14 protein-coding genes, 2 pseudogenes and 1 riboswitch are annotated in these 18,323 nt (G+C 65.6%); of the genes and pseudogenes, 8 read left to right on the top strand and 8 right to left on the bottom strand.

Features of this window, described 5'->3' with window-relative positions:
• Nucleotides 1-3,939: glutamate synthase-related protein (locus VGH68_RS04685; RefSeq protein WP_331602343.1), on the top strand; the 3,939-nt coding region annotated here is incomplete at its 5' end.
• 107 nt (nt 3,940-4,046) lie between these two features.
• Nucleotides 4,047-5,516 (top strand): glutamate synthase subunit beta, encoded by a 1,470-nt coding sequence (locus VGH68_RS04690; protein WP_331602344.1) that lies wholly within the window; start codon nt 4,047-4,049, stop codon nt 5,514-5,516.
• 179 nt (nt 5,517-5,695) lie between these two features.
• On the opposite strand, the gene VGH68_RS04695 is transcribed toward VGH68_RS04690, so the two are convergent.
• A complete protein-coding gene (locus VGH68_RS04695; RefSeq protein ID WP_331602345.1) occupies nt 5,696-6,961 on the bottom strand; it encodes a D-amino acid dehydrogenase in 1,266 nt (421 codons plus the stop codon).
• A 37-nt stretch (nt 6,962-6,998) separates the two neighbouring features.
• A complete protein-coding gene (locus VGH68_RS04700; protein WP_331602346.1) occupies nt 6,999-8,258 on the bottom strand; it encodes an MFS transporter in 1,260 nt (419 codons plus the stop codon).
• Between the two features lie 238 nt (nt 8,259-8,496).
• On the opposite strand from VGH68_RS04700, the gene VGH68_RS04705 reads away from it, so the two are divergent.
• Nucleotides 8,497-9,444: a tyrosine-protein phosphatase gene (locus VGH68_RS04705; protein WP_331602347.1), complete on the top strand. Its 948-nt coding sequence runs from the start codon at nt 8,497-8,499 to the stop codon at nt 9,442-9,444.
• Complete coding sequence (locus VGH68_RS04710) at nt 9,444-9,617, top strand: hypothetical protein (RefSeq protein ID WP_331602348.1); 174 nt, start codon at nt 9,444-9,446, stop codon at nt 9,615-9,617. Before VGH68_RS04705 ends, VGH68_RS04710 begins: the two co-directional genes overlap by 1 nt.
• Nucleotides 9,618-9,690: 73 nt before the next feature.
• Here VGH68_RS04710 and VGH68_RS04715 read toward each other — a convergent pair whose 3' ends face one another.
• From VGH68_RS04715 to VGH68_RS04735, 6 genes and pseudogenes are all read right to left on the bottom strand, one after another.
• Nucleotides 9,691-11,034: an ATP-binding protein gene (locus VGH68_RS04715; RefSeq protein WP_331602349.1), complete on the bottom strand. Its 1,344-nt coding sequence runs from the start codon at nt 11,032-11,034 to the stop codon at nt 9,691-9,693.
• Nucleotides 11,031-11,771, bottom strand: a complete 741-nt coding sequence (locus VGH68_RS04720; protein ID WP_331602351.1) for a response regulator — start codon at nt 11,769-11,771, stop codon at nt 11,031-11,033. Before VGH68_RS04720 ends, VGH68_RS04715 begins: the two co-directional genes overlap by 4 nt.
• Nucleotides 11,772-12,019: 248 nt before the next feature.
• Nucleotides 12,020-12,157: pseudogene (gene ompR, locus VGH68_RS30055) on the bottom strand (two-component system response regulator OmpR); the annotation flags it as partial.
• A gap of 8 nt (nt 12,158-12,165) precedes the next feature.
• On the bottom strand, nt 12,166-12,951 hold the full coding sequence (locus tag VGH68_RS04725; protein ID WP_331602358.1) for an SDR family NAD(P)-dependent oxidoreductase: 786 nt from the start codon (nt 12,949-12,951) through the stop codon (nt 12,166-12,168).
• 41 nt (nt 12,952-12,992) lie between these two features.
• Complete coding sequence (locus VGH68_RS04730; RefSeq protein WP_331602352.1) at nt 12,993-14,744, bottom strand: ABC transporter ATP-binding protein/permease; 1,752 nt, start codon at nt 14,742-14,744, stop codon at nt 12,993-12,995.
• Between the two features lie 210 nt (nt 14,745-14,954).
• Complete coding sequence (locus VGH68_RS04735) at nt 14,955-15,176, bottom strand: hypothetical protein (protein WP_331602353.1); 222 nt, start codon at nt 15,174-15,176, stop codon at nt 14,955-14,957.
• 70 nt (nt 15,177-15,246) lie between these two features.
• Nucleotides 15,247-15,370, top strand: a riboswitch (TPP riboswitch).
• A 223-nt stretch (nt 15,371-15,593) separates the two neighbouring features.
• On the opposite strand from VGH68_RS04735, the gene VGH68_RS04740 reads away from it, so the two are divergent.
• From VGH68_RS04740 to VGH68_RS04755, 4 genes and pseudogenes are all read left to right on the top strand, one after another.
• Entirely contained in the window at nt 15,594-16,724 is a 1,131-nt protein-coding gene (locus VGH68_RS04740) for an FAD-dependent oxidoreductase (RefSeq protein WP_331602354.1), read from the top strand.
• Between the two features lie 74 nt (nt 16,725-16,798).
• Nucleotides 16,799-16,996: a sulfur carrier protein ThiS gene (gene thiS, locus VGH68_RS04745; RefSeq protein ID WP_233832354.1), complete on the top strand. Its 198-nt coding sequence runs from the start codon at nt 16,799-16,801 to the stop codon at nt 16,994-16,996.
• Nucleotides 16,997-17,093: 97 nt separating this feature from the next.
• The gene (locus tag VGH68_RS04750) at nt 17,094-17,909 is read left to right on the top strand and encodes a thiazole synthase (protein WP_331602356.1); all 816 of its coding nucleotides are present in this window, start codon (nt 17,094-17,096) and stop codon (nt 17,907-17,909) included.
• Nucleotides 17,906-18,323 (top strand): annotated as a pseudogene (locus tag VGH68_RS04755) (thiamine phosphate synthase); the annotation flags it as partial. The gene VGH68_RS04750 and the pseudogene VGH68_RS04755, both read left to right, overlap by 4 nt.

An 18,323-nucleotide genomic window follows, 5' to 3' on the forward strand; every position in this document is an offset into this window, starting at 1 on the left:
TACCGGATGATCGCCCACAACGGCGAAATCAACACGGTGAAGGGCAATGTCAACTGGCTGAACGCCCGCACCGGCGCGATCGCGAGCCACGTGCTCGGCGACGACCTGCCGAAGCTGTGGCCGCTGATCTATCCGGGCCAATCGGACACCGCATCGTTCGACAACTGTCTCGAACTGCTGGTGATGGCCGGCTACCCGCTCGTCCACGCGATGATGATGATGATCCCGGAAGCCTGGGAGCAGCACACGCTGATGGACGACAACCGCCGCGCGTTCTACGAATACCACGCCGCGATGATGGAGCCGTGGGACGGCCCCGCCGCGATCGCCTTCACCGACGGCCGCCAGATCGGCGCCACGCTAGACCGTAACGGCCTGCGTCCGGCGCGCTACATCGTCACGGACGACGACCTGGTCATCATGGCGTCGGAAGCCGGCACGCTGCCTATCCCCGAGTCGAAGATCGTCAAGAAGTGGCGTCTGCAGCCGGGCAAGATGTTCCTGATCGACATGGAACACGGCCGCATCATCGACGACAAGGAACTGAAGGACAACCTGTCGAACGCCAAGCCGTACAAGAGCTGGATCGACGCCGTGCGGATCAAGCTCGACGAGATCGAGGCGAAGGCCGAGGACGTCGCGACCGAACGCCGCGAAGCCGCTGCGCTGCTCGATCGCCAGCAGGCATTCGGCTACTCGCAGGAAGACCTCAAGTTCCTGATGGCGCCGATGGCGCAAGCGGGCGAAGAAGCGGTCGGCTCGATGGGCAACGACTCGCCGCTGGCCGTCATGTCCAGCAAGAACAAGACGCTCTACCACTACTTCAAGCAGCTGTTCGCGCAGGTGACGAACCCGCCGATCGACCCGATCCGCGAAAACATGGTGATGTCGCTGGTGTCGTTCATCGGCCCAAAGCCGAATCTGCTCGACACCAACAACATCAACCCGCCGATGCGTCTCGAAGTGTCGCAGCCGGTACTCGACTTCAAGGACATCGCGAAGATCCGCGCGATCGATCAGTACACCGGCGGCAAGTTCAGCTCGTACGAGCTGAACATCTGCTACCCGGTCGCCTGGGGCAAGGAAGGCATCGAAGCGCGTCTCGCGTCGCTGTGCGCTGAGGCCGTCGATGCGGTCAAGTCCGGCTACAACATGCTGATCGTGTCGGACCGCAAGACCGACCGCGACAACGTCGCCATCCCGGCGCTGCTTGCTACCGCCGCAATCCATACGCACCTCGTGCAGCAAGGTCTGCGCACCAGCACGGGGCTCGTCGTCGAAACCGGCTCGGCGCGTGAGACGCATCACTTCGCGCTGCTCGCGGGTTATGGCGCCGAAGCGGTGCACCCGTACCTCGCGATGGAAACGCTCGGCCAGCTCGCGGCCGGCCTGAAGGGCGACCTGTCGGCGGAGAAGGCGGTCTACAACTTCACGAAGGCTGTCGGCAAGGGCCTGATGAAGGTCATGTCGAAGATGGGCATTTCGACCTACATGTCATACACCGGTGCGCAGATTTTCGAAGCCGTCGGTCTCGCCGAAGATCTGGTGTCGAAGTACTTCCACGGCACGTCGTCGAAGGTCGGCGGTATTGGCCTGTTCGACGTCGCGGAAGAGGCGATCCGTCTGCACCGCGACGCGTTCGGCGACAACCCGGTCCTCGCGAACATGCTCGACGCGGGCGGCGAGTACGCTTACCGCGTGCGCGGCGAAGAACACATGTGGACGCCGGATGCAATCGCCAAGCTCCAGCACTCGGCACGCAGCAATTCCTATCAGACGTACAAGGAATACGCGCATCTGATCAACGATCAGACCAAGCGCCACATGACGTTCCGCGGCCTGTTCGAATTCAGGCTCGATCCGGCCAAGGCGATTCCGCTCGACGAAGTCGAGCCGGCGAAGGAAATCGTCAAGCGTTTCGCGACCGGCGCGATGTCGATGGGCTCGATCAGCACCGAAGCCCATGCCACGTTGGCTGTCGCGATGAACCGCATCGGCGGCAAGTCGAACACCGGTGAAGGCGGTGAAGACGCGAACCGTTACCGCAACGAATTGCGCGGCATTCCGATCAAAAACGGCGACACGATGAAGTCGGTGATCGGCGACGAAGTCATCGCCGACATTCCGCTGAAGGAAGGCGATTCGCTGCGCTCGCGCATCAAGCAGGTCGCGTCGGGCCGTTTCGGCGTGACCGCGGAATACCTCGCGTCGGCCGACCAGATCCAGATCAAGATGGCGCAAGGCGCGAAGCCCGGTGAAGGCGGTCAGCTGCCGGGCCACAAGGTGTCGGATTACATCGGCAAGCTGCGTTACTCGGTGCCGGGCGTCGGCCTGATTTCGCCGCCGCCGCACCACGACATCTACTCGATCGAAGACCTGGCGCAGCTGATTCATGACCTGAAGAACGTCAACGCGTCGTCGAGTATCTCGGTGAAGCTCGTATCGGAGTCGGGCGTCGGCACGGTTGCCGCAGGTGTCGCCAAGGCGAAGGCCGATCACGTCGTGATCGCCGGTCATGACGGCGGCACCGGCGCATCGCCGCTGTCGTCGATCAAGCATGCGGGCACGCCGTGGGAACTCGGTCTTGCCGAAACGCAGCAGACGCTGGTGCTGAACCGGCTGCGCGGCCGCATCCGCGTGCAAGCCGACGGTCAGATGAAAACCGGCCGCGACGTCGTGATCGGCGCGCTGCTCGGCGCGGACGAATTCGGTTTCGCGACCGCGCCGCTCGTCGTCGAAGGCTGCATCATGATGCGCAAGTGCCATCTGAACACCTGCCCGGTCGGCGTCGCGACGCAAGATCCGGTGCTGCGCGCGAAGTTCCAGGGCCAGCCCGAACACGTCGTGAACTTCTTCTTCTTCATTGCTGAAGAAGCCCGCGAAATCATGGCGCAACTCGGCATCCGTAAGTTCGACGACCTGATCGGCCACGCGGAACTGCTCGACATGAAGAAAGGCATTGAGCACTGGAAGGCGAAGGGTCTCGACTTTTCGCGCGTGTTCTATCAGCCGTCGGTGCCGGCCGAAGTCGCGCGCAAGCACGTCGACGTGCAGGATCACGGGCTCGACCGCGCGCTCGACCACACGCTGATCGAGAAGGCGAAGGCCGCGATCGACAAGGGCGAGCACGTGTCGTTCATCCAGCCGGTGCGCAACGTGAACCGCACGGTCGGCGCGATGCTGTCGGGCACGATCGCGAAGAAGTACGGCCACGACGGTCTCGCCGACGACGCGATCCACATCCAGCTGAAGGGCACGGCGGGTCAGAGCTTCGGCGCGTTCCTCGCGAAGGGCGTCACGCTGGACCTGGTCGGCGATGGCAACGACTACGTCGGCAAGGGCCTGTCGGGCGGCCGCATCATCATCCGTCCGACCAACGATTTCCGCGGCAAGTCGGAAGAAAACATCATCTGCGGCAATACGGTGATGTACGGCGCGATCGAAGGCGAGGCGTTCTTCCGCGGCGTGGCGGGCGAGCGTTTCTGCGTGCGTAACTCGGGCGCGACGGCGGTTGTCGAAGGCACGGGCGACCACGGCTGCGAATACATGACGGGTGGCACCGTGGTGGTGCTCGGCGAGACCGGCCGCAACTTCGCGGCCGGCATGTCGGGCGGCGTCGCGTACCTGTTCGACCCGGACGGCACGTTCGCGAGCAAGTGCAACAAATCGATGGTCGCGCTCGACCCGGTGCTGCAACAGGCCGAACAGGAACGCACGGTCGACCAGGGTCTGTGGCACTGCGCGACGACCGACGAAGCGCTGCTCAAAGGACTCATCGAGCGTCACTTCCAGTTCACCGGCTCGCCGCGCGCGAAGGCGCTGCTCGAAAACTGGGACGCGTCGCGCCGTCAGTTCGTCAAGGTGTTCCCGACCGAATACAAGCGCGCACTCGGCGAACTCGCCGCGAAGAAAGCGAACAAGGAAGTGCTCGCCGCCTGACGGATCGCCGCAGCCATAGCTAGCCGCACCCGCTGCCGCCCGACTGTTCGAGTCCGGCTGGCGGCGGGTCCAGATTACCCCTAGATACAGATAGAGAAGAGAACCACATGGGCAAGGCAACCGGTTTTCTCGAGTTTGAGCGCCGCCACGAGGCGTATGAAGCTCCGCTCACGCGTGTGAAGCACTACAAGGAATTCGTCGCCGCGCTGAGCGACGACGAAGCGAAGATTCAGGGCGCACGTTGCATGGACTGCGGCATTCCGTTCTGCAACAACGGCTGCCCGGTCAACAACATCATTCCGGACTTCAACGATCTGGTGTTCCATCAGGACTGGAAGAATGCGATCGAAGTGCTGCATTCGACCAACAACTTTCCCGAGTTCACGGGCCGCATCTGTCCGGCGCCGTGCGAAGCGGCGTGCACGCTCGGCATCAACGACGACCCGGTCGGCATCAAGTCGATTGAACACGCGATCATCGACAAGGCTTGGGCCGAAGGCTGGGTTGCGGCTCAGACGCCGAAGCACAAGACCGGCAAGAAGGTCGCGGTGGTCGGCTCGGGGCCGGCGGGCCTCGCCGCCGCGCAGCAGCTCGCGCGCGCCGGCCATGACGTGACGGTGTTCGAGAAGAACGACCGCATCGGCGGCCTGCTGCGTTATGGGATCCCCGACTTCAAGCTCGAGAAGTGGCTGATCGATCGCCGTATGCGCCAGATGGAAGCCGAAGGCGTGGTGTTCCGCACCAACGTATTCATCGGCCGTGCGGATTCGCTGCCGGCCTACATCGGCAACACCGCAAAGGAAACCATCGCGCCGGCCGAACTGAAGGAACAGTTCGACGCGGTCGTGATCGCCGGCGGTTCGGAAACACCGCGCGATCTGCCTGTGCCGGGCCGCGAGCTCGAGGGGATTCACTATGCGATGGAATTCTTGCCGCAGCAGAACACGGTCAACGCCGGCGACAAGGTGCCGAACCAGTTGCTCGCGAAGGGCAAGCACGTCGTCGTGATCGGTGGCGGCGATACCGGCTCGGACTGCGTCGGCACGTCGAACCGTCATGGCGCGAAGAGCGTCACGCAGTTCGAACTGCTGCCGCAGCCGCCGGAAGAAGAGAACAAGCCGCTCGTGTGGCCGTACTGGCCGATCAAGCTGCGCACGTCGTCGTCACACGAGGAAGGCTGCGAGCGCGATTGGGCGGTCGCGACCAAGCGTCTAGAAGGCAAGAACGGCAAGGTCGAGAAGCTTATCGCCGCGCGCGTGGAATGGAAGGACGGCAAGATGGTCGAAGTGCCGAACTCGGAATTCGAAATGAAGGCCGATCTGGTGCTGCTCGCGATGGGCTTCACGCAGCCGGTCTCGCCGGTGCTCGAAGCGTTCGGCGTCGACAAGGACCCGCGCGGCAACGTGCGGGCGTCGACCGAGGGCGACAAGGCGTACTACACGTCGGTGGACAAGGTGTTCACTGCCGGCGACATGCGCCGCGGCCAGTCGCTGGTCGTGTGGGCGATCCGCGAAGGCCGTCAGTGCGCGCGTTCGGTCGATGCGTTCCTGATGGGGCATTCGGAACTGCCGCGTTAAGCGCCTGCGGCCGCAGTCGAGGTGCGCACCGGCCGTTCGGTTCGCGCAAAGACGTGCAGCCGACAAGCTGCCCGATGCAGGAACCTGTGGCGGTAAAGCGAAGCGGTGAAAAAAGAAAAACCGGGCTCGCCTGAAAGGGGAGCCCGGTTTTTTTATATCCGTCCTTGAACCGTGACGCGTTATTTCCGGTACCGCGCGAGTGTCAATCCATCGAGATCGATTTCCGGCTTGCGCTGCGTGATCAGATCGGCGAGCACACGCCCGGAGCCCATCGACATCGCCCAGCCAGTCGAGCCGTGCCCGAGGTTGAGCCACAGATTGTCGACGTTGCACGGCCCGAGCAGCGGCGCGCCGTCGGGTGTCATTGGCCGGCGGCCTACCCAGAAATGCGCCGAGGCCGGATTGGCCGCGTGCGGAAACCAGTCCCGCAGCACTGTGAGCAGGGTCTGCAACGCCTGCTCGCGCAGTGTGGTTTGCCGATTGCCCAGCTCAGCCGTGCCGGCGATACGCAGGTTGTTGCCAAAGCGCGTGATAGCCGTCTTCAGCGATTCGTCCATTAGCGCCGCGTGGGGCGCCTTTTCGTCGTCGATCACGGGCAAGGTCGCCGAATAGCCCTTCACTGGATAAAGCGGCACCTTCACGCCGAGCGACGCGAGCAATGCGGCGCTATCGACGCCGAGCGCGACCACCACTGCGTCCGCCCGCAACGTCTCCGCGCCACGTTCGCTTTCAATACGCGCGCCGCGCACCGTCGCGCCCTCGACATCGAGCGACGTCACGCGCGTGTCGAAACGGAAGCACACGCCGTTGCGCTCGCAGATCGCCCGCAGTTCGCGAGTGAAGCGCGCGCAGTCGCCGGCTTCGTCATCGGGCAAGTAGAGACCGGAAAACGGCGCCTGGCGCGCCCAGCGCAGACCCGGCTCGATCTCCGCGCACTGCGCCGCGCTCACTTCCCGATGCTCGATGCCGGCGTCGCGCAGCACTGCGAGCGCCGGCTGCGCGAGCTCGACGTCGTACTCGCTGCGAAACAGTTGCAGATAGCCCTGGCTGCGCCCGTAATCGAACAGATGACGGCCGCGAAATTCGTGCAGGCACGCGCGGCTGTAATACGCGATGCGCTGCATCCGCTGCTTGTTGACGCGAAAGCGTTCGAGCTCGCACTCGCGCAGCCAGTGCGCGATCCAGCGCCATTGGGCCGGATCGAGCGTGGGCCGGAAGATCAGCGGCGACGCGGGTTTGAACAGGTATTTGAGGATTTTCGCCGGCATGCCGGGCGCGGCCCACGGCGTCACGTAGCCTGGCGCGATCACCCCGGCATTGCCGAAACTCGTCGACAGCGCGACGTCCGGTTCGCGCTCGATCACCGTGACTTCGCAGCCCTGCTGGCACAGATAAAAAGCGGTGGCGACGCCGATCACGCCGCCGCCGAGAACGATCGTTTTCATGGGCATGTACTGCGGTTTCCGGCGATGCCGGGCGCTTTCAGGCGGCGGGACTGGTTGCGCCGAGTACCTTGCCTTTCGTCTCCGGCAGGCACAGCGCGGCGACGATCACGAGCAGATAACCCGAGCCCGCGACGATCCCCATCGCTTTCACGAGCGTCATCGTCTGCGCCAACGTGCCGACCAGAATCGGGAAGAACGAGCCGATGCCGCGCCCGAGGTTGTAGCAGAAACCTTGCCCCGAGCCGCGGATCTCGTTCGGATACAGCTCCGACAGATACGCGCCGACCCCCGCGAAAATGCCCTGCACCACGATGCCGAGCGGAAAACCGAGCGCGAGCATCATCGTGTCGGTGATCGGCAGCATCGTGTAGACCATGCCGAGCACGAACGAACCGATCGCGAACAGCACGAACGATGCGCGCCGGCCGATCCTGTCGCACAAAATGGCGCCGACGATGTAGCCGGTGAACGAGCCGACGATCAGCACGATCAGATAGCCGCTGGTGTTGAAAACCGACAGATGGCGCACCGTTTTCAGATAGGTGGGCAGCCACGTCGTGATCGCGTAATAGCCGCCGAGCATGCCGCTGCACAACGCGCTGCCGAGCAGCGTGGTCTTCAGATGCGCGGCCGAAAAAATCTGCATGAAGTGCGACGTGTCGAAGCCGTTTTCGCGCGCCCGTCGCGTCGCGAGGAAGATTTCCGGATCGCTGACATTGCGGCGGATATAGATGATCCACGCGGCGGGCAGCAGCCCGACCCAGAAGCACGCGCGCCACGCGTATTGCTCCGGCAGCAGCGCGAACGCCGCCCAGTACACGATCGCCGCGGCCGCCCAGCCGAACGACCAGCTGCTTTGCACCGTGCCGACCGCTTTCGCGCGATGCTGCGGCGAACGGATCGTCTCGGCCATCATGATCGTCACGACCGACCATTCACCGCCGAAGCCGATACCTTGCAACGTGCGCGTCGTGAGCAGTTGCCAGAACGACTGCGTGAAACCCGACAGAAAGGTAAAGATCGCGAACGTCGCGATCGTCCATTGCAGCACGCGGATGCGGCCATGCCGATCGGCAAGAATGCCGGCGAGCCAGCCGCCTAACGCCGACGAGATCAGCGAGCTGGTCGCGATCATGCCCGCTTCGCTCTTGCTCATGCCCCACACCGCGATCAGCGTCGGGATGAGGAAGGAATAGATCATGAAGTCGAACGCGTCGATCGCGTAGCCGCCGAAGCCGGCGTACAGGGTGCGGCGCTCGCGCGGGGTCAGTTCAGTGAACCATTGGAGAGAAGACATATTTTGTTGTGGTCTCCAGGTCTTTTTCGCCTGTGGGGGGCCGAATGGTAGGGTTTTTGTATTCTACGGGGATGCGGCGTCACGCGGTCGGTCAAGAGGCAAAATGGCGGCAGCGCGACCTCTTCGCTCCTGCTAACTACAACGCTGTAACGCAAAAGTTATCAACGAAACGTTAAACTGCGTCTGCGGTCCGGCCGCCGCGAACTGTCCCCTACACCTACCGCACCTGTCATCCCTGATGCCCGTCACCGCGAAAACCCGTTCGCCACTCCGCCTTCTTGCGAGCACGACCCTGCACGCAGGCGACCGCGCGCCGGGCGAGACTTCGCCGTCGCGGCGGCGTTTCCTGAAACGTTCCGCGGGTGCGGTCGTGGCCGCGAGTTTCGGCAGCGCGTTGCTGTCCGCGTGCGGCGGCGGTCTCGGCGCCGACCAGGCGGACACGCCGCGTCTCGCCTCGGTCGACAATTTCCGCGATCTCGCGGGCACCGGCACCGGTTATCTGAGCGTCGACGGCAAGCAGATGCGCCGCGGCGCGTTTTATCGCGCGAACGCGTTGACGCTGAGCGGCGCCGACAAGGCATCACTCGACAAGCTCGGCATCGCGGCGGTCTACGATCTACGCACGCCCGCCGAAATCGCGCGCACTCCCGATGTGCTGCCGGCCGGCGCATCGGCGGGCACGCTCAATGTGCTCGGCACCGACGATTTCCCGACACCCACGCTCGACACCGCTGCGGACGCCGTCGCGTTCATGGAGGCGCAGGCGCGCGCTTACGTGACGGGCAGCGCGCAGCGGGCCGCGTACGGCGCATTGCTCGCCGCGCTCGCCAATGGCGAGGGCGCGCAGCTGTTCCATTCGAATGCAGGAAAGGATCGCGCGGGCTGGGTCGCGGCGCTGCTGCTGAGCATCGCCAATGTGCCGCTCGACGTGATCATGCAAGACTATTTGCTCAGCAACACGTACCTCGCGCGATCGATCGCCGTGCAAAAAAACGCGTTGCGCGCCGAGGACGGCGCGGCGGTCGCGACCGCCGAAGCGCCGTTGCTGGGCGTCGACGAAAATTATCTGCAGGCAGGCTTTGATCAGGTGCAGGCGAGCTACGGCACGATGGCGAGCTATCTGACGCAGGGCTTGGGCCTGTCGCAAGCGACGGTCGATACGCTGCGCAATCGCCTCGTGCATTGATGCGCATCGCTGTGGCCGCCGCGTCACGCGCGGAGCGTCCCAAACGCAAGCAAAAACAGCGCAAAAAAATCGACCCCAACGGTGCGGGTGGACGCAGAAGGGCGGCATTCGAGGTTGCCATCGGCGACTATAAGTCCGTCAACGGCACCGCAATCCTTCGTCACGGCGGGTAAGCGCGTGAGTTCATCGTTGCATGACGGATGCGGTGGGTTGCCTTTGCCATCGGCTTCGCGTTAATCCGCGTCGTCACACCGCCGGGTCTTCCACTGGCAATTCGATCCGTACTTCAAGCCCGCCCTGCGCGTGATTCCCCACCTGACAGCGTCCGCCACGCTCGTGCGCGAGCCGCGCGACGATCGCAAGACCAAGACCGCAATGGCCTTCGCCGCCGCGCGCGGCATCGAGTCGAACGAATGGTTTCATCGCAGCGGCAATGCGGTCGTCGGGAATGCCGGGGCCGTGGTCGCGCACGCTGATCGTCCAGTGACGCTCGTCGCGCCCGGTTGCGATTTCGACCGGAGGCATCCCATGTTCGAGCGCGTTGTCGACAAGGTTCGTCACGAGCCGGTCGAGCATCGTGCCTGGTAGCGTGAACAACGGCCCGGCGCGCAGATCGAGCGCGAACAGCGGCGCTTCGGCGGATTCGCCGGGTGGGCCGGATTCGCCGGATTCGCCGGATTCGCCGGAGTCGACCATTTCCGTGGGGTCGCCGTGATCGCCCGACGAGAACTGCTCGCGCAAGAAATCGTCGACTTCCACTGGCGGCCCAGCATCGGCCGATTGTCCCGCGAATTCGAGGAACTGCTGGACGATGTCGGTCAGCGAATCGACATCGCGGATCAGGCCGGCGCGCTCGTTTTCGTCGGCCAACACGCTCGCGCGCAGCTTCAGGCGAGTGAGCGGCGCCTTCAGATCATGCGCGACGCCGGCGAGCATCACCGCCTGGTCGTCGCCGGCTTCGTTCAGGCGCCGCATCATATCGTTGAACGAGCCGATCAGCTCGCGCAACTCGCGCGGGCCTTGCACCGGTACCGGTTCAGGCCGAGCGCCCGAGCCGAACGCACGCGACGCGTCGGCGACCCGCGAAAGCGGCCTTTGCATCTGCCACACCGCGAACAGCGACAGGATCAACGCGGCGAGCAGCATCGATACCGCTTCGACGACAAAGCGCGGCGGAGGCGGCACGTCGACCGGCACCACCACCCAGTTGGATTTGCCGGGGAACAGCACCCACAGTTGTGGCGGGCGCAGATCGTCGAACGCGATCTGCGAGCCGGCCGGCAGGTTCTGCCGCAGATGCCGGTCCAGTTCGATCAGCAGACGTCCGGTGGGCGCATGCAGATGTACGGTCGCGGGCATGTTCCACGTGGGCACCAGGTGCACCCGCATCGCCGGCGCGAGCGCGGCGCCCTTGATCGGCTCACTGTTGATCGCTTGCAGCACGAGCATGATGCCGCGCGCGAAGCCGTCGATTTCGTGGCGCGGCGGCTGCATCGCCACCAGCACGAACCAACTGGCCTGTATCGCGAACAGCACCGCCGCCGACAGCAACGCCATTCTGCCGAACAGCGTGTTCAGCGGATTTTTCATGCGGCCGGCGCGCGCTCTTCGTCGAAGGGCCGGCCGTTGGCGTCGGGCACGAACACGTAGCCCTTGCCGCGCACCGTCTGCACATAGCATGGATTGGACGGGTCCTCCTCGATCACGCGGCGCAGTCGCCAGATCGGCACATCGAGGCTGCGGTCGCGGAACGCGAGGTTGTCGCGATGCACCAGGTCGTGAATCAGCACGCGCGACAGCACCTTGTACGGGTTGTTGACGAAGATCTTCAGCAGCGCGAATTCGCTGTCGCGTAACGGCAGCTTGACGTCGTCGCGCGTCAGCGAGCGGGTCGTGAAGTCGAGTTCGAACGGCCCGAAGCGATAGCGCTTGCGTGCTTCGGGGGCGCTGGTGGTGGGTGGTCCGCGCCGGCGCAGCACGGTGTGGATGCGCGCGAGCAGCTCGCGCGGATCGAACGGTTTGGTCAGGTAGTCGTCCGCGCCGAGCGACAGGCCAACGATGCGGTCGGCGACCGTGCCGCGCGCGGTCACGAAGATGACAGGAATGTCGTCGCCGGCGGCGCGCAGCGCGGTGAGCGCGCGCAGGCCGTCGGTATTCGGCATCATGATGTCGAGCACGACGACCGACGGCCGCTCGCGTTCGAGGCGCCGCTGCAGATGCGTGCCGTCGTGCAGCACTGACGTATCGAAGCCGTTCGACTGGAGAAACTTGCAAAGCAGATCGCGTACGACCGGATCGTCGTCGACGATAAGGACCTGTGGATTCATGGCGAAATTCTAGACTGGCGTGCATGACGCACGGCCGGGCGTTTCCTTACCGGCGCTTACGGTACGGCGCGCCTGGTGGCTGGCGCGCGACGTGTCAGCGCGGGTTTAGCGCTCACTTTAGCACCGCTGCGTCCCGCATCCGCGGAGGCAGGCAGGCCCTGCGCGGCCGCGATCATGCCCACGGTACGAGGCCGCGCTCGATCTCGCCGATGCGGCTGGTCTCGCCGTCCGGCCCGGCAGCGCAAATTCGTTGAACGCAATGCGATTCGCGTGGTGTCGCGGTGCAATTGGCGGGCGGGGAAATTCACTTCCAGGCGACCGAAGCGATAGGACACGCGTTGCTCCGGCGCCGCTGGAGCGGTCGAACCGCGACGGCGCACCGCGCTGCTGCGGCTTAACCGAGCGTCAAGCCGCCATCGACATGAATCACCTGGCCGGTGATGTGGCGCGCTTCGTCGGACAGCAGAAACGCGATCAGCGCGGCGACGTCCGCGGGCTCGGCGACGTGGCCGAGCGGTGTCGCTTCTGCGGCGCGCGTCCAGACCGCCGCGTTGTCGGCGCTTGGGCCGCGATCCTTGCGCGTATAGCCGGGCGCCACGCAATTCACGGTTACGCCGAGCGGTGCCAGTTCGGCGGCGGCGGTGCGGGCGAGCGATTCGAGCGCCGCTTTGGCCGCCGCCGTCGCGGCAAATGGCGCATCCGCGCGATAGCGATGCGCGACGAACGAACTCAAGGCGATCACCCGAGCTCGCTTCGACGTTTCCAGCGCGGGCATCGCGCGTCGCACCAGTGCGGCGAACGCGGCCGGCATCGCGGCGAACGCGCTGGCCAAGGTGTCGGGATCGAGCGACCCGAGGGCCTGGCGCTGCGCATGTCCTGCGTTGGCGACCAGTTGATCGAGTGCGCCGAAATGCGCCCGTGTCTGGTGGATCAGATGCTCGGCCGCGCCGCGCTCGGCGAGGTCGCCGAATACCGTCGCGCACCGTGCGCCGCTTGCCGTGCAGTCGGCGGCAACCTGCACGAGCCGCCGGCGCGAAGCGTCGTCGGCGCCGCGCGCGTGCAGCATCAACGCGGTGCGCGGCGCGGCGATGCGCCGGGCAAGCGCGGCGCCGATGCCGGACCCGGCGCCGGTAATCAGCACGACGCGCGCGGCAGTCGCGTGGTTGGTGGCGTCGGTGATGTGGTTAGCCGGACTCGTGCCGTTCCCGCTGATCGTGTCACTCACGCCGCCACGGCCTCGCGCGAGCGTTCGACTTCGAGCGTTTCGTGATGGAACGCCGCCAGCGAATCGCGGTGCGCGACGCTGACGATTGCGGCCTTCGGCAGCCGCTCGGTGAAGAGGCGATAGACCCGCGCCTCGTTTTCCGCGTCGAGTGCGCTGGTCGCTTCGTCGAGGAACAGATAGTCCGGCTTGTGCAGCAGCACGCGCGCGGCGGCGAAGCGCTGTTGTTCCCCCGGCGACAGCACGCGGGTCCAGTGCCCCGATTCCTGCAGGCGGTCCGCGTACTCGGACAGATGGCAGGTGATCAGCGCGTCGCTGCATTCTTCATCGGTGTAGGTATCGGCCGCGGACGGATAAGCAAGCGCCGCCTTCAGCGTGCCGATCGGCATGTAGCTGACCTGCGGGATGAACATCATGCGCGCGTTGACCGGCGCGTCGATCGAGCCGTCGCCGAACGGCCAGAGGCCCGCGAGCGCCCGCATTAGCGTGCTCTTGCCGGCACCGGACGGACCGCGCACGAGCCAGCGCGAGCCCGGCCGGATCGCGATATCGCGGATGCGCGACAGCGGAGTGCCGTTCGGCAGCGCGAGCTTCAGGCTGTCGGTGGAGAGCTGGTTGGCGTCGACGAAATGCAGATTGATGCCGCCATGCTCGGTTGCCGGCGACACCGATTCCTTCAGGCGCGGCGCGTGCATGATGCGCTTGAATTCACGCAACCGGTTCACGGTCGCGCGCCATTCGACGAGGCTCGTGTAACTGTTGATGAACCACGAAAACGAATCGCTGACGGTGCCGAACGCGCTGGAAATCTGCATCAGCACGCCGAACGTGAAGGCGCCGGCAAAGTAGCGGGGCGCGGCGACCACGATCGGGAAAATGATCGCGATCTGGCCATAGAAGCTCAGCACGAAGGTCAGACGCTTCGTGTACTTCATCACCTGCCACCAGTTGTCGCGGATACGGCGAAACAGCGAGTGCGCGCGCGTCTTCTCGGTTTCCATGCCGTTGTAGAACGCAATCTGCTCGGCGTTCTCGCGCAGACGGATCAGGCCGAAACGGAAATCCGCCTCGACTTTTTGCGCCTGATAGTTGATCGACACCAGCGGATGGCCGACCTTCTGCGTGATCAGCGAGCCGACCACCGCATAGAGCGCGGCCGCCCACACCATATAGCCGGGGATCTGCAGCGGCATGCCGCCGAGCGAGATGGTCAGCGCCCCCGCGAGCGACCACAGGATGGTGATGAACGACACCAGCGTGACGACGGTGGACAGCAGATCGAGTGTCAGCGACAGCGTGGTGGTCGCGAACGACTGCAGGTCGTCGCTGATCCGCTGATCGGGGTTATCGGTGAGGCGGTCGCGCTCGATGCGGTAGAACGCGCTGTCGTTGAGCCATTCGTTCAGATAGCGGGTGGTCAGCCACTGACGCCAGCGGAAGCCGAGCATCTGGCGCAAATAGCGCCCATACACGGCGAGGATGATGAAGCCGAATGCGAGTCCGGAGAAGATCATCAGCAGATGCGGGAAGTCGCGCACGTTCTTCGCTTGCAGCGCGTTGTAGAAGTCGGCGCTCCAGCGGTTCAGGCGGACGTTGATCCAGACGACGAGCAGGTTCATCACGATGATCGTGACGAGCAGCCCCCATGCGACCAGGCGTTCTTCCGAGACCCAGTAAGGCTTGATCAGGCTCCATGCGGAGACTTTTTCGTCGTGCGGCAGCTCGCGGCTGGCTGAGGTATGTGGTGTCATGAGCGTCCTGATGAAGTGCTGGCCCGAGCGGCCGAGCCGGCGAGCCGGTGCGTCGGGTCGGGCTGCGTCGGGCTGTGTTGTCGGCAGCTGCGCCTGTCGCGAAGCCGCGCTGCGGCGGGAGCTGTAGCGGCCCGGCCGTCGTGCCCGCCAGACGGGCATTCAGGGAATCCAGGCGCGCGCCGATTCTGGCGTGATGCCCTTAAGCGAGGATTAATTTTCGCTGCCCGCGCCCGGCCCTGGTGTTGCATCGACGTTGCCTCGATAGTGTCCGGGTTTGCCGGATGACGTCGTTGCGCGGGCCGCGATGGACTGCGTCGCACGCCGTTCGCGCCGCAACTGCGCATCGTAGCTTTGCGGCATCCGGTCTCGGCATTGTGCCAGAGCGACGAGCGCGTCCGCATCGGGATCGCGAAGAAGGTGCGGATCGCGCACGTCCGGCGCTGCGGTGCGCACCGGGGGCGCTGGTTTGCGGGCGCCGCGCCTTTTATGGTCTAATGACTTTTCGACGAAACAGGGGTGCTTCGCACACTGCCGGCATGATTCCAATCACGCGGCGGCGAGGCTGAGAGAGACCCTTTGCACCCGATCCGGGTAATACCGGCGCGGGAAGTTTCCGGAAGCATCCGTCTTCCATCCCCCGCCGGGCGGCAAGCGCACATGACGTGCGTGCGTATGGCCCGGCCGGCCTCACCCGCCGGTTTCGTCCTGGGTACGTGCGTTTTTTTGGCCGTACGGAAAGGACTCGATGACCGCCTATTCTTCAGACATATTTCTCTCTCTTCGTCACGCCGCCTCGGGCGCGCCGTGCCGCTTTGGCGTTGTCTGCCGCTATGAAACGGAGCGCGCCCGATGAGCCATGCCACCCGTCCCGACTTTGCCGTGCTTGGCGGCGGGCTCTGTGGCCGGCTGGTCGCATGGCGGCTTGCCGGCGACGGCCATCGCGTCGCGCTATACGAGCGTGGCGATGCTGCCGGCTCGCAGGCCGCCGCATGGGTCGCCGCGGCGATGCTTGCACCGCTCGCCGAAGCCGCGAGCGCTGAGCTGCTGATCACGCGCCTCGGCGCGCGTTCGCTCGAAAGCTGGCCGCAAGTGCTCGCCGAACTGCCTGAGCCGGTATTCTTCCAACGCAATGGCACGCTCGTCGTCTGGCATCACGCGGACCGCACCGAGGCGCCGCTGTTCGAGCGCCGGGTGCGGGCGAACGCGCCTGCCGAGCTGCTCGACGGTGGCTTCGTCACGCTTGCGGGCGCGCAGTTGGGCGACGCGGAACCCGCGCTCGCCGGCCGTTTCAACCAGGGGTGGCTGCTGCCGCGAGAAGGCCAGCTCGACAATCGCCAGGTCTTGAGCGCGCTGGCCGCGGGCATCGCCGAGCGCGGTGTCGACACCCACTGGCACACTGCCATCGACGATGCATCGCTGCCCGACGCGGGCATTACGATCGACTGCCGCGGACTCGGCGCAAAACCCGTGCTGCCGACGCTGCGCGGCATCCGCGGCGAGGTCGCGCGCGTGCATGCGCCTGGGCTGCAGCTGAGCCGCCCGGTACGGCTGCTGCATCCGCGCTATCCGCTCTATATCGCGCCGAAGCAGAACGGCCTGTATGTGATCGGTGCGACCGAACTGGAAGGCGAGGACATGTCGCCGGTTAGCGTGCGCTCCGCGCTCGAGTTGCTGAGCGCGGCGTTCTCGGTGCATCCAGGCTTCGGCGAAGCACGCATCCTCGAGCTCAATTCGCAATGCCGGCCGACCTTGCCGGATCACCGTCCGGCCCTGCTGTGGGACGGCGCGCGCACCTTGCGCGTGAACGGCCTGTACCGGCACGGCTATATGATCGCGCCGGAAGTCGCCGACGAAGCGGCGCGCTTCGCGGCGGCCTTGCTCGACGGCCGCGTCGGCGACGCAGACGGCTTCGCCGGCTGGCGGCGCGACGCGCGCTGGAGCGAGCTTTTCCAGCAGGATTTCGCGCGGGAGCCGGCTTGAGCGCGGCGCGCCATCGTGCTGTCGCGCCGGGCGCCACGCCGCTTTTGCCATCGATTGAACCGTATTCGACCACCATGGACATTCATATCAATCAGAAGCCGTTGTCGCTGCCCGAGGGCGCGACTGTCGCCGATGCGCTTGCTGCCTATGGCGCGCGTCCGCCATTCGCGGTTGCGCTGAACGGCGATTTCGTCGCGCGCTCACAGCATGCGGCGCGCGCGCTCGAGCCGGGCGACCGGCTCGACGTCGTGCAACCGGTGGCGGGCGGCTGAGCGCTCGCGCGCGTCTCTGGCGGCTTGCTCGCCGCCGATCGATCCGTCGCCGAAACCCATTGCCGCCGATCCCTCGCGGCAAACCAGGATGATGCAAATGACTTCTCAACAGAGCGCCGACGCACTCACGCTGTACGGTCAAACCTTCGCGAGCCGCGTGCTGCTCGGCACGTCGCGCTACCCGTCGCTGCAGTCGCTGTCCGACTCGATCGACGCCGCGCGTCCCGGCATGGTCACCGTCGCGCTGCGCCGGCAGATGAACGAGGGCGGCGCCGAAGCCGGTTTCTTCGACCTGCTCAAGCGCCACGGCGTGCCGCTGCTGCCCAATACCGCCGGCTGCCTGACTGTCGGCGAGGCGGTGACGACCGCGCATATGGCGCGCGAGATTTTCGAAACCGAGTGGATCAAGCTCGAACTGATCGGCGACGACTACACGCTGCAGCCTGATCCGGTCGGCCTGATCGAAGCGGCCACGCAGCTGATCAAGGACGGCTTCAAGGTGCTCCCGTATTGCACCGAAGATCTGGTGATCGGCCGCCGCCTGCTCGATGCGGGCTGTGAAGCGCTGATGCCGTGGGGCGCGCCGATCGGCACCGGCAAGGGCGTCATCAATCCGTACGGCCTGCGCGTGTTGCGCGAGCGCTTGCCCGACGTGCCGCTGATCGTCGACGCCGGCCTCGGCGTGCCGTCGCATGCGGCGCAAGTGATGGAGTGGGGCTTCGATGGCGTGCTGCTGAACACCGCCGTTTCGCAGGCGACGCACCCCGACGCGATGGCGCGCGCCTTTGCGCTGGGCGTCGAAGCGGGCCGCCAGGCCTTTCTGGCGGGGCCGATGGCCGAGCGCGAAAGCGCGCACGCGAGCACGCCGGTGGTCGGCATGCCGTTCTGGCACCAAGACGGGAGCGCCGCATGACGCAAACTTTGCCTTTGACTGGCCGCGACCTCTTCTGGCCGCCTGCCGATGAACTCACCGAAGCCGCCGAGCGGATCCGCGCCCGCCTGGGCGAGTGGCCGCCAACCCACGCGCCGTGGCGCATCTGCCTGACCGCGCCGGACGAGCCGAACGGCGGCGACCTGATCATCGTCGCCGACGCGCAGCAGCATGGCGAGCAGGTGGCGCGCTGGCAGGTGCAGGGCGCAGGCGTGATCGTCGCCGCCGAGAACGCGGCGACGCTGCATCTGGGCGGCGAGAAATACAGTCTGGAGGGCCATCTGGCGGAAGACTGGATTCCCGCGCTGGCGGCGTTTCTGGATTGCGGCTTCGATCCGCACGACGCGCTGGTCCTGGCGCTGGCCTGGCGCGACGGCGACGAGACCAAAGCGGACG

This window comes from Paraburkholderia sp. (genome assembly GCF_036488505.1).
In the GTDB taxonomy this organism is placed as follows: Bacteria; Pseudomonadota; Gammaproteobacteria; order Burkholderiales; family Burkholderiaceae; genus Paraburkholderia.